We start from the raw sequence: 12867 nt of genomic DNA on the forward strand, positions 1-12867 counted from the left end.
CGCCGGCTGTGGATAAGTCTTACGCGCGGGCGGCCAGCGCGCGCAGTTCGGCGGCGTGGCTGGGGGCAATTTCCATCGAGTTCAGCATGCGGTTCAAGACCAGCGCATCGCGCATCTTACGGCGCTGTGCGCGTTCTTCGCGGCTTGGCTTCGGGTGGATCACCAGCGCCAGCGCGCGCACCACACCCAGCAGCAGCGGCTTGAACAGCAACACCAGGAAAACTGCCAGCAGGGAGCCCAGTACCGCCTGCAGTGCGGTCATCAGCGAGACTTCCAAAAGTAGAGCTTGGACTGCAGAAATGAAGGTAGACATCGAAGTTCAGGAAACATTACAATCAAGCGTAACTATAGTGCGCTGCAACATATAAATCCAATTTCGTTTCCCGATATCAATCATTCGGGAAACGAATAAGTCCACACTTACATACCATGAGCTTTCTGACGCTGGACTTGAACTTGCTGCGTGTATTCGACGCAGTCATGACTGAACAAAACCTGACCCGCGCGGCCGGCCACCTGGCCATGACGCAGCCCGCCGTCTCCAACGCCATCAAGCGCCTGCGCGAAAGCCTCGGCGATGAATTGCTGATCCGCACCGCGTATGGCGTCAAGCCGACGCCCCGCGCCGAAGCGTTATGGCCTTCCGTGCGCAGCGCACTGGCCAGCTTGGAAGCGGCCGTCACGCCGGAAACCTTCGACGTGTCCAAAGCGCACGCCACTTTCCGCCTGGCGATGGCCGACGCGACCGCCGCCTTCTGGCTGCCGTCGCTGATGCGGTCGATCGAACGCGAAGCGCCCGGCGTCAATGTACGCATGGTGCCGCTGACCACGCGTGAGCCGCGCCCGATGCTGTTGCGCGGCGACGTCGACCTGGCGGTCGGCTTCTTCCCCGGCGTGGCGGCCCAGCTGTCGTCCGACACCAGTTCCCCGATCCGCCACGAACGCCTGTATTCCGGCCATTACGTGTGCGTGATGCGGCGCGACCACCCGCTGGCTAAAGTGGAACTGACTTTGGATAACTATTGCGCCGCCAACCATTTATTGGTGAGCTTTTCCGGCCGCGCGCACGGCCTGGTCGATGAAGCGCTGGCGCAAATGCAGCGCGAACGCCGCATCCTGCTGACCGTGAACCAGTTCTTCACAGCCGGCCGCGTGGTGGCCAACTCGGATTTGATTACCGTGCTGCCGAAGCACCTGATTGCATCGACCGGCATGACGGACGCGCTGGTGCACAAGGAATTGCCATTCCAGCTGCCAGCCGTGCACCTCGATATGCTGTGGCACGAACGCGATGCCCGCAGCCCGGCCCACAAATGGCTGCGCGCCAACCTGGAAGCCATGAATACCGTGGTGCAGAAAACGGCGCCGGGAACGGCGCCGCGCAGCGATATCGACTAAGCAGCAATGCCGGATTACGGCGGTTCCCGCCTAATCCGGCCTACAGCTACAGCCGCAGTAAGAGGTAGGCTGGATTAGCGCAGCGCGCGTAATCCGGCAAGCAGGCCCCGGACAGCTCAATGTCCCGCTGACTTGTACCCGATCCGGAACCCGCCCCAGTGCCGCCCATTGACGTAAATGGGCGCCGACAAGTCGTGCATGACTTCCCCCGTATCCCGCTTGTACGTCTGCAGCAGGAACGGCGCCGTATTCGAGCCGCACCGTTTCCCCGTGCGGTCGCTGAAGATCCGCTTGGTGCGGTTGTTGACGATGTCGATGTCGTAATTGCCCGTCAGCGGCTGGGAAAACTTCTTGTTATGTGTAGGGAAGTAGCCATTGTTGTCCACCGCGCCCGCATAGGCCAGCTGCGGCATGGCCGTCAGCAAGCCTTCCTGCAAATCCGGCAACACCTTGTCCGTGAAGCGGTCAAATTGCGTCGTATACTTGGGCGGGTCGGTATTCGGGATCGGCTTGTATTGGCGGTCGAACAGCGCCGCTTCACTGATCACGCCGCGCCTGATCGCATCTTCAAACAGCAAACCGACAGTGCGCGCGGCCTGCTGCGCCGCCTGCTTGATGTCGTCGTGCGCAGTCGGCACCTGGGCGCTGCCCAGCGCTGCCGTAATGACTTCGGCCCGTTCCGCCACCGCCATCGCGGAACCGGCCGCGCGGGGCAGTTCACTTTCCGTGGTCAACATGCTGTCGCGGATCTGTGCAATGGCTTCCGCAATCACGTGGGTGGTATCGACGTGCTTGCGCGACGCGCGCGCAATCTCGCCGATTTCCGTTTCCGACGCGGCCGATGATTGCTCGATCGATGACAGCAGGCCGTGGACGGTTTCCACATTCTGCGCCGCCTCGCTGACGCTGGACGCCAGCGACGTCATGCCGCGGCTGGCGGTTTCCGCCTGCTCGTTGATGGCCCGCACCATCAGCGAGATTTCATCGGTGGCTTCCTTGGTGCGCTGCGCCAGTTGCCGCACTTCGCCCGCCACCACGGCAAAGCCGCGTCCCTGTTCCCCGGCGCGCGCCGCTTCAATGGCGGCATTGAGCGCCAGCAGATTGGTGCGGGCCGAGATTTCTGTAATGGCGGTGGTAAAACCGTAGATGCGCCTGGCCTTGTCTTGCAATTCCGCCATCACGCCCGATGCCTGCTGCGCATCGGCGCGGGCGCGGCGGATGCGTTCCAGGCCCTGGTCTGCTTCGCTGCGCCCGGTTTCCGTTTCAGCGCGTACGCGGGCGGCCACTTGCGCAGCCCGTTCCGCGTTGGCGGCGATTTTTTCCGTGGTGCGCGCATTCTGGCCCGAGCCGGTGACGATTTCGCCGGCCGTGCGCACGTCGGATTCGATTTTCTTTTTGACGGAATCGACAAAATACGACGTTTCCGCCGCGCCGATCATGATGGCGTCAATTTCCTCGCCCACCGTGCGCGCAAAGCGCTGCGGGCCGTCGTCAGGGCGGCGCGCGCCTTTGATGTGCAGCGCCAGCACGCCTGTCAGCGCCGCCAGCGCGGATGGCCAGATCGATGCGGTGCTCCCCGCCATCTGTTGCGCCGTCCATGACACCAGGGACCCGGCTGTCACAGCCCCCACTACCCAACCAACGTGATGCACCTGCTTGCGCTGCAACTTCATTCTCTCCTCCAAGTCGCGCAAGCTTGCCTTGCATCCGCAAGTACGGGCCTGGATGGGTCAGGACAGGCGCGAAGGGGCGCCTGCCTGCCGGTCCTTGTTATGGCTGCGCCCGTGCAGCGGTTACTGCTGTTACTTGATAGGCAGCTTGCTTGTATTTTTCACTTCTTCCATCACCGCATAGGTATGGGTTTCCCGCACACCCTTCTGTAACAGCGTCTTGCCCAGGAATTCCCGGTAAGCCGCCATATCCTTGACACGCGCCTTGACCAGGTAGTCGAAGCCGCCGGCCACCATGTGGCACTCCAGCACTTCGGGGATCAATTGCACGCTTTGTTTAAATGCATCAAATACTTCCGGCGTGGTACGATCTAGCACGACTTCGATAAACACCAGCAACGACACATCCAGCAATTGCGGATTGAGTTGGGCGGTGTAGCCCATGATGTAACCGGACTCGTGCAGCTTGCGCACGCGCTCCAGGCAGGCGGCCGGCGACAGGTTCACGCGCGCAGCCAGTTCGACGTTACTGATGCGTCCGTCGCTCTGCAGTTCCATCAGGATCTTTTTGCTAATCTTGTCCAGCATGGATAAATTCCCCTTCTAATTTTATTTGGTGAAATTCTCTCACCAAAAACAATGTATGGCTAGTCCTAAGTAATACCAGAATTAATCCAGAAGAAATCCCTCTACAATCGAATCATCAGCAGTTGCACGGAAATACGCTCGCCCAGCCACAAGCCGGACGGGCGTTTTTTTAACAGGTTCCGTGCAGCGCGCTCCAACAATGACAACCTTTGTAGAGAGTTCACATGCAAGCAGCAGCAAGCACCACCACTCCGTTTTCCGCCCTGTCGGCGGAAATCCTGCGCGATCCTACCCCTCTGCGCGCAGCCATCACCGCGGCTTACCGCCGCGACGAAACTGACGCCGTGCAATGGCTGCTTAGCCAGGTACGGGATGACGGCAGTACGATGGAAGCCCAGGCGCTGGCACATAAGCTCGTGTCGTCCGTACGCAAGGAGCGCACCCGCGCGTCCGGCGTGGATGCGCTGATGCATGAATTCTCTCTGTCGTCGGAAGAAGGCGTGGCGCTGATGTGCCTGGCCGAAGCACTGTTGCGTATTCCCGACGCCGCCACCGCCGACCGCCTGATCGCCGACAAGATCAGCAAGGGCGACTGGCGCAAACACCTGGGCGAATCGCCGTCGATGTTCGTCAACGCGGCCACGTGGGGCTTGCTGGTGACGGGTAAATTAGTGTCTTCGTCGAGCGAAGAAGGCTTGGGTTCGGCCATCACGCGTTTGATTGCCAAGGGCGGCGAGCCGCTGATCCGCAAGGGCGTTGATTTGGCCATGCGCATGCTGGGCAACCAGTTCGTCACGGGCCAGACCATCGATGAAGCCATCAAGAATGGCAAACCGAATGAAGCGCGCGGCTACCGTTATTCGTTCGACATGCTGGGTGAAGCGGCGCTGACCGCTGCCGATGCAGACAACTACTATGCCGCGTATGAAAAAGCGATCCACGCGATTGGCCGCGCGTCAAATGGCCGCGGCATCAAGGATGGTCCCGGCATTTCCGTGAAATTGTCGGCGCTGCACCCGCGCTATTCGCGCGCCCAGCGCGCCCGCGTGATGTCTGAACTGTTGCCGCGCCTGACCGCGCTGGTGAAACTGGCCAAGCAATACAACATCGGCCTGAACATCGATGCGGAAGAAGCGGACCGCCTGGAACTGTCGCTGGACTTGATGGAAGCCATGGCGTTCGACCCGGAACTGGCCGGCTTTGACGGCATCGGCTTCGTCGTGCAGGCGTACCAGAAGCGCTGCCCGTATGTGCTGGATTACCTGATCGACCTGTGCAAGCGCAGCGGCCGCAAGTTTATGGTGCGCCTGGTGAAGGGCGCTTACTGGGACGCGGAAATCAAGCGCGCGCAAGTCGATGGCATGTCCGGCTACCCGGTGTATTCGCGCAAGGTGTACACGGACTTGTCGTACCTGGTGTGCGCGCAAAAGCTGCTGGCCAATACCGACGTGATTTACGCGCAATTTGCCACGCATAATGCACAAACCCTGTCGACGATTTACACGTGGGCCAAGCGCGACAACGTCACCAACTATGAATTCCAGTGCCTGCACGGCATGGGTGAATCGCTGTACGACCAGGTGGTGGGCAAGGACAACCTGGACAAGGCGTGCCGCATCTACGCGCCGGTCGGTTCCCATGAAACGCTGCTGGCGTACCTGGTGCGCCGCCTGCTGGAAAACGGCGCCAACTCGTCGTTCGTCAACCAGATCGTCGATGAAGCGATTCCGATTGAATCGCTGATCAAGAACCCGGTGGAAGTGGCGCGTTCGCACGGCGGCCAGCCGCATCCTGCGATTCCGCTGCCAGTGAACATGTTTGGCGCCGAGCGCCGCAATTCCGCCGGTATTGACCTGTCGAATGAAAATACGCTGCGCGAAGTGGCGGACGTGCTGGCGCAGCCGCGCACGTGGACGGCCGGTCCCTTGCTGGCGGGCGCGCTGACCATCGGCCAGCCTTCGCAGCCGGTGATCAACCCGGCACAGCGCACGGATATCGTGGGCCAGGTGACGGAAGCGGCTGCCGCCGATGTGAATACCGCATTAACGGCCGCATCGGCCTTTGCGCTGGAATGGCAGACGACGGAACCGTCCGTGCGCGCCGCGGCACTGAACCGCGCTGCGGACTTGTTTGAACAGCACCAGCTGGAACTGATGGCGCTGGCCATCCGCGAAGCGGGCAAATCGCTGCCGAACGCGATTGCGGAAATCCGCGAAGCGGTGGACTTCCTGCGCTACTACGCAGCAGAAATCTCGGGCAAGCCGAACACGCTGGCGCTGGGTCCTGTCACCTGCATCAGCCCATGGAACTTCCCGCTGGCGATCTTCACGGGCCAGGCCGCCGCCGCGCTGGCTGCCGGTAACGTGGTGCTGGCCAAACCGGCGGAACAAACGCCGCTGATCGCCTACCGCGCCGTGGAATTGCTGCACGAAGCGGGCGTACCGCGCGCGGCGCTGCAATTCCTGCCGGGCCGTGGCGAAGTGGTGGGTGCGGGCCTGTGCAACGACGCCCGCGTGCGCGGTGTGATCTTCACGGGTTCGACCGAAGTGGCGCAGCTGATCAACCGTACGCTGGCCAAGCGCGCCGTGATTGAAGGCGCGGACATTCCACTGGTGGCGGAAACCGGCGGCCAGAATGCCATGATAGTCGATTCGTCGGCGCTGCCGGAGCAGGTGGTGCAGGATGCCGTGTCGTCCGCGTTTGACAGCGCGGGGCAGCGCTGCTCGGCGCTGCGCGTACTGTTCCTGCAGGCAGATATCGCCGATAAGACCATCAAGATGCTGAAGGGCGCGATGGGTGAACTGAACCTGGGTTCGCCGGACCGCCTGGTGACGGACATCGGTCCCGTCATCGACAGCGAAGCGCAGCAAAACCTGCTGGCGCACATTGAAAAAATGCGCAAATCCGCCCTGGCATGCCATGCGCTGAACGTGCCGGCGGGCGCCAATGGCACCTTCGTGCCGCCGACCGTGCTGGAAATCCGTTCGCTGGAAGAATTGACGAAGGAAGTGTTTGGCCCGGTGATGCACGTGATCCGCTATCAGCGCGCGGACTTGGGCAAGATCGTCGACCAGATCAATGCCAGCGGCTATGGCCTGACCTTGGGTGTGCATTCGCGTATCGATGAAACCATTGATTTCATCACGTCGCGTGCGCACGTGGGCAATATCTACGTGAACCGCAATATCGTGGGCGCGGTGGTGGGCGTGCAGCCATTTGGCGGCGAAGGCAAGTCCGGCACGGGCCCGAAGGCGGGCGGTCCGCTGTACCTGAAGCGTTTGCAGCGTGGCGCCGTCGTGGCGGGTGCGCCGCAGCGTGCTGCGAATCCGGCACTGGATACGCTGGCGGCGTGGGCGAAAACCTCGGGCCGCGAAAAAGTCGCGGCGCTGGCGGAACAATATGGCCTGCAATCGATGCTGGGGGTGACGCTGGCGCTGCCTGGTCCGACCGGCGAGCGCAATACGCTGAGCTTTGCCCCTCGTGGCGCCATCGTGTGCCATGCGGCGACCCAGGCTGGCTTGCTGAACCAGCTGGCCGCCGTACTGGCGACGGGCAACCAGGCCGTCATCGTGCCGAAATCGGGCGATATCGTGCCAGTAGACCTGCCGGCAGCCGTAAAAGGCCGTATCGCGGCCGTAGGGGCCCTGGAAGCCTTCCGTGGGGACTTCCAGCTGGCCTTGGTGGAATCGCCGCTTGTAGCGGCTGTACGCGAGCCTATGGCGGCCCGCGACGGCGCGCTGGTCGGCATTATTGAAACTGACGACAGCGGCGCCATCCCGGTATGGCGTCTGCTGGCGGAACGTGCGCTGTGCGTGAACACCACCGCAGCGGGCGGCAATGCGAGCCTGATGACCTTGGGCGCGTAAATAGGTTGGTTGTGGAAAAGGGCTGAGTTATCCACGCAGCCTTTTTCATCCATACGCGTTCAGGCTGCCACACGCCGGTTCGAGCAGGGAACAACTGATTCTTTACATGCTGTGGAAAAGCGCCGGGTTATCCACCCGGCGTTTTTTATTGGGGCCTGGCCCCAAAAGCACTATCGTTCGCCCCATTTCTGCCATTTGAAAGCTATGACAGGGGCCTTGGCGCGCGTTCCATGATTTTTTGATGTATACCTCGCCAAACAGCGCCGGCATGCTTAATTCCCCGCAAAAGCTCTTGAATGCGCAAATGGCATGCTGATGGGATGCCTAGACTTCTTCGAATTCCATCTACATGTGCACCGCTGCACGTCGTGCAACGCGGTCACAATCGCTGCGAAGTATTCCGCCGCGAATACGACTACCTGATGTACTTAGCCGCACTGCAGTGGGCATTGGAACATTACCGATGCGATTTGCATGCTTACACGCTGATGACAAATCACGTACATATGCTCATCTCTCCCAGAGATTTGGATAGTTTGCCGCGCTTATTTATGTCGCTGGGCAGCCGCTACGGCGGATATTTCAACCAGAAATACCAGCGTTCCGGCTCGCTGTGGAGTGGCCGTTACTATGCATCCTTGATATTGAGCGACGAACACCTGATGCGTTGCTACCGTTACATCGAACTCAATCCCATTCGGGCTGGCATGACCGATGCGCCAGGAGAGTACCGATGGACCAGTTACCGTTGCAACGGGGAAGGACAGCTCGACGAATTAATCGTTCCCCACGAACTGTACCTGCGGTTAGGCCGGGACGACGCAACACGCCAGGCTAATTACCGGGATTTATGCGCGCAAGCACTGCTTCCCCAAGAAATGACAGAAATACGCCGCGCATTAAAACGCGGCACTCCGCTCGAATAACCATCAGCCCCTGTGGAAAAAGCCAAGGTTACCCACATGGAACGCTGTAGTCGATATTTCAGGGCCTGGCCCCAAATTTAAGTACGGCAAAAGTTTTGCAGCACGCCAAACGCATAGCGCGACGCCACCTTGTGGACAAACTCCATGAAATCCACAGGCGCATCTTCGTTGGCGTTGTCGGAGATGGTGCGGATCACGCCAAATGGGATGCCCAGTTCAAAACATACTTGCGCAACGGCCGCGCCTTCCATTTCCACTGCCAATAAATCCGGCAACGCATCTTTCAACGCGCCCAATTGCGCCCGGTGCTTGATGAATTGATCGCCACTGGCAATCAAACCACGGTGCAATTGCGGGGTGTCTGGCTCTTCTTGCAAGAATTCACGGGCCGCCAGCGCCAGCCGGCGGGTCAAATCACGGTCGGAAGCGATGTGCGATTGCCCGGTTAACGGAATTTCAAAGCGGGGAAACAGGGGACTGGCATCCATATCGTGCTGAACCAGTGATTCCGCCACCACGATATCGCCGACACGCACGCCCACATCGCCACTCCCAGCGACACCGGTAAAGACAATGTGGGTAACTCTAAACTTTTCCACAAGAATGCTGGCAGTCATGGCGGCAGCGACTTTGCCAATACGGGACAGCACACAGACCGCATCGATGTCCCACAGCTTGCCAGCAGTGTATTCACGCATGCCGTGCACCTGTTTTTCCACGTGTTGCATCGCATCGATCAAGCCCATCTGTTCTTCAGCTAGCGCGCTGATGATTCCTAAACGCATTCTTCCCCCGAGTTTTTAGGCTTTTGGTTTACAAGAAAAATATATAAAAAACATAGTAGTAGATAGTAAACCACCAGTTTTTTGTGGATAAGCCTGTTAACAAGCGAAAAATCAGCGGTTTACGCGTTTCAAAACCTGCTGAACAAGCATTGTATCGATGCAGGACGACTTTTGGACAACAAAAACCATTCACGCCAACCCTGGTTTTTCCACTATTGATCCTGTGGATATCCAACAGGTTGTTCACATTCGCTCTTTTTTGCGTTTTTCAGACCTGTCTACAGAACAACGCCAAACTACCTTAAACACTAAAGCTTTTTATTTAAAATGATAGTAGTAGTAAACGTGGCCTGAACTGTGGATAACCACGTTAACCATCAAAAAATCAGTTGTTTACGTTAACGATAAGGAGCTGGACAACCGCTGTACCAGCGTAGGGGTAAAAACTGGACAAAAAAATCCCGGTGCACAACCTGCAGGTTTACTCACATGCTGTCCTGTGGATATTGATGGACTTATCAACAGCCGACAGCATTTCATCGAGTTCATCACTGGTGATGGGAGCGGAAAACACGTAACCCTGGCCAAAATCACACCCAGCGGCCAGCAATTGCACTTGCTGGCGCTGGTTTTCCACGCCTTCGGCGATGACACGGATGCCCAGTTTGTGGGCCAACGCAATCACGGCTTCACACAAGGCGGGGCCGGCCTCGTTTTCCATGAGGAAGGATGGGTCGATTTTCAAGAAATTCAGTGCGTAACGCTTTAAAAACGCCACGGAACAGTAGCCGGTGCCAAAGTCATCGAGCGACAGCGCGATGCCAGCCTCATGCAATGCCTGTAATTTGTGCACCACGGCGTGGTCTGTATCGAGCAGCATGCTTTCCGTGACTTCCACGATGATGCTTTTCGGCGCCAGCCGCTGTTCGCCCAGGTAATCAAGCCACTCCGCCACGTTGACGCCCCTTTCGCGGAACTGGCAAATGGACCCATTGACGGACACCTGGAAGTTTTTATCGTGCAGCAACTGCATGCGCTTCACGGTTTGCACTGCCTGGCGGAATACCCAGTCGCCTATGCCGACGATGGCGCCCGTATGTTCTGCCACAGGAATGAATTCAGAAGGGCACAGTAACCCCCGCGCCGGGTGTTGCCAGCGCACGAGAGCTTCCGCTTTCACGACGTTGCCAGTGGATAACTCAATGACAGGCTGGTACAGCACGCGGAACTGGTTATGCATCAGTGCATCACGCATTTCATTGGCCAACGTCATGCGCGCACGCGTGGCTTCCTGCATGAACGGCGCGAAATAATTGAAGCGGTTGCGGCCCTGCTGTTTTGCCGCATACATGGCCTGGTCCGCATTTTTCAACAGGGTATCGGCATCGCGCGCATCGTCCGGGTAAAACGTGATGCCCAGACTGGCGGAAATATGGACAATATCCGTTCCCAGCTGGATCGGCGCCGACGTGGTTTTCAAGATTTCTTGCGCAATGCGCAACACGTCGGGCGGATCATTGAGCTCGGCCAGGATGACCGTGAATTCATCGCCGCCCAGCCGCGCCACGGTATCCGTGCCGCGCACACAATTGCCCAGCCGCGCCGCCACTTCTTTCAGCAACACGTCGCCCATGTCATGGCCCAGCGTGTCGTTGACTTCCTTGAAGCCATCGAGGTCAATAAAGACCAGCGCCATGGGCAATTGCGTGCGGTCGGATTTCTTCATTTCCTGGCGCAAGCGTTCGCCAAACATGCGGCGGTTCGGCAAGCCCGTCAGCGTATCGAAGTTCGCTTGCTTCCAGATCAATTCTTCCGATGCTTTTTTCTTCGTGATATCGGAAAACAGGGCGACGCGCCGGTAGGCTTCGCCATTCTGGTCAAACACGGCGTCGAAACGCAGCGCCACCAGGTAATGTTCGCCATTTTTGGCTTGCTGCCAGACTTCGCCTTCCCACTGTCCTGTATTGCGGATGGCGTTGCGCATCTTGCGGAAAAATTCATAATCCTGGCGGCCGGACGTCAATTCATATGCCCAGTGCCCCAGCACCTCCGCTTCCGTATAGCCGCTGATGCGGGTAAACGCGGGATTGACGGATAAAATCATGCCTTCCGCATCCGTCACCATCATGCCTTCGCTGCTGTTTTGGTACATCAGCGCGGCCAGTTTCATGGATTCATTGTTTTTGCGCCGCTCCGTGATGTTTTCCGCCATCACGAATAAGCCCCGCACTGCTTTGTCGGGCCCGAAATCCGGCACATACGTGATGGCGTCCCAGCGCAGGTTGCCTTCCCTGGTGCGCAGCGGACGTTCAAAATGCACGGATTCCCCCAGGAATGCCCGCTGCAGGTAGCGCGCCGACAACGCATACGCTTCCGGCCCGATCATTTCCTGCACAGTCTTGCCCAAGGCGCCGCCTGGCGGCATGTTGAACACTTCTTCAAAGCGCCGGTTGGTGAACGTATAGCGCTGCTCGCAATCAACATATGTGACCAGTGCCGGCAAATTATCGGCAATCAGGCGCAGCCGTGTTTCACTGGCCGCGAGTTTTTCTTCCATTTCCCGGCTGGACGCATACAGCAAGCGGTAGCGCGCTTCCCGGTCTTCGACTTTGGCATAGGATCTCAGCGCGAAGTGGCCGGATAACACCATCAGCACCAGCAACAGCGCCAGTCCGGACGTGCCCACCACAAACGCCGGACCGGAAAACCACAAGGCGTCGAGGTCGGAACTGCCCACGGCCACGATCAGCGGCAAGTTTTCCATGGCCCGGTAGCTGAAAATGCGGGGCAGCTTGTCGATTTTGCTCAATACCTGGTACGAGCCGGCAGGACTTTTCGCCAGGCTGCGGAATAACACGGTGTCCGATAAATCCGTGTTGAATGCGGTTTCAAAATTCGGCACCCGGGCAATGACGCGGCCATTGCGGTGGATCAAGGCAATGGTGACATCCTGGGCCATGCGGGCATTTTCAAACACGTTGGCAAAGCGCGCCGCATCGAGCGGCGCAGTAATGACGCCCAGGAACTGGCCATCCGGCCCCTCTACACGGCGTGCCAGGTAAAACAATTTTTGCTTGGAAATCTTGCCTATCGTGGGGCCACCCACGTAAAGCCCTTGCGCAGTCCCGTTTTTCAGCGCGATGAAGTAATCGCGGTCTGAATAATCTGTGCCGCTGACGGGAAAACGGCTGGTGCTGGCAATGGCTTTGCCTTGCGCATCAATAAATGTGATCCAGAAATCATGGTTGAACGCGTCACCGGGAGAAGACAGCAGCGCCCGCATCGTGGCTTCCGATGCAGTTTTTTCAGGTGGTAACACCTTGATGGCATTGGCAAAGCCTATCAGCGACAAGTCCACGAACTGGATCGCGTATTTCACGTGGGCTTCCATGGCCCGGACGAAGTGCTGGGTTTGCCGTTGCAATCCCGCCTCCCGCTCCAGCGCAGAAGAACGAATTTGCCAGGCGACCAGGGCAGTTGCCAACAACGCCATCAAGAACAACCCGGCCAGCAAACGGCGGCGAAAACGCAAGTAAGCGTTCGAGCGGGCGATTTCCGTTCGTTTGCGCAGTATAGGCACGGCAACTCCGGCGGGGTCTGGGATGGACGGTTGCCAATTCAGTATAGAAGAAGC

The 12867-nt window shown here is 58.8% G+C and carries 9 protein-coding genes; 3 read left to right on the plus strand and 6 right to left on the minus strand.

Annotated features, from left to right (window positions below):
* Positions 1-19 precede the first annotated feature (19 nt).
* Positions 20-262, minus strand: a complete 243-nt coding sequence (locus GM668_RS13400) for a hypothetical protein (RefSeq protein WP_229499273.1) — start codon at positions 260-262, stop codon at positions 20-22.
* A gap of 167 nt (positions 263-429) precedes the next feature.
* On the opposite strand from GM668_RS13400, the gene GM668_RS13405 reads away from it, so the two are divergent.
* Positions 430-1398, plus strand: coding sequence for a LysR family transcriptional regulator (locus GM668_RS13405; protein WP_155439459.1), 969 nt, complete (start codon positions 430-432; stop codon positions 1396-1398).
* A gap of 116 nt (positions 1399-1514) precedes the next feature.
* On the opposite strand, the gene GM668_RS13410 is transcribed toward GM668_RS13405, so the two are convergent.
* Both GM668_RS13410 and GM668_RS13415 read right to left on the minus strand, forming a co-directional pair.
* Positions 1515-3071, minus strand: coding sequence for a methyl-accepting chemotaxis protein (locus tag GM668_RS13410; RefSeq protein ID WP_155439460.1), 1557 nt, complete (start codon positions 3069-3071; stop codon positions 1515-1517).
* 129 nt (positions 3072-3200) lie between these two features.
* Positions 3201-3656: an Lrp/AsnC ligand binding domain-containing protein gene (locus tag GM668_RS13415; RefSeq protein ID WP_154371290.1), complete on the minus strand. Its 456-nt coding sequence runs from the start codon at positions 3654-3656 to the stop codon at positions 3201-3203.
* 224 nt (positions 3657-3880) lie between these two features.
* Here GM668_RS13415 and putA point away from each other — a divergent pair, with 224 nt between their 5' ends.
* Entirely contained in the window at positions 3881-7522 is a 3642-nt protein-coding gene (gene putA / locus GM668_RS13420) for a trifunctional transcriptional regulator/proline dehydrogenase/L-glutamate gamma-semialdehyde dehydrogenase (protein WP_155439461.1), read from the plus strand.
* A 102-nt stretch (positions 7523-7624) separates the two neighbouring features.
* On the opposite strand, the gene GM668_RS30935 is transcribed toward putA, so the two are convergent.
* Positions 7625-7792 carry a hypothetical protein gene (locus GM668_RS30935; RefSeq protein WP_155439462.1) on the minus strand — a complete coding sequence of 56 codons (168 nt, stop codon included), beginning with the start codon at positions 7790-7792 and terminating at the stop codon, positions 7625-7627.
* Between the two features lie 98 nt (positions 7793-7890).
* Here GM668_RS30935 and GM668_RS13430 point away from each other — a divergent pair, with 98 nt between their 5' ends.
* Positions 7891-8448 (plus strand): transposase, encoded by a 558-nt coding sequence (locus GM668_RS13430; protein WP_170305627.1) that lies wholly within the window; start codon positions 7891-7893, stop codon positions 8446-8448.
* A gap of 77 nt (positions 8449-8525) precedes the next feature.
* Here the strand turns inward: GM668_RS13430 and GM668_RS13435 are convergent, their stop codons facing one another.
* Together GM668_RS13435 and GM668_RS13440 are read right to left on the minus strand one after the other, a co-directional pair.
* Positions 8526-9233, minus strand: coding sequence for a 5'-methylthioadenosine/adenosylhomocysteine nucleosidase (locus tag GM668_RS13435; RefSeq protein ID WP_155439464.1), 708 nt, complete (start codon positions 9231-9233; stop codon positions 8526-8528).
* A gap of 481 nt (positions 9234-9714) precedes the next feature.
* The gene (locus GM668_RS13440) at positions 9715-12813 is read right to left on the minus strand and encodes a bifunctional diguanylate cyclase/phosphodiesterase (RefSeq protein ID WP_155439465.1); all 3099 of its coding nucleotides are present in this window, start codon (positions 12811-12813) and stop codon (positions 9715-9717) included.
* Positions 12814-12867 lie beyond the last annotated feature (54 nt).

The sequence above is a fragment of the Pseudoduganella ginsengisoli genome (assembly GCF_009720865.1).
GTDB lineage: Bacteria > Pseudomonadota > Gammaproteobacteria > Burkholderiales > Burkholderiaceae_D > Rugamonas > Rugamonas ginsengisoli.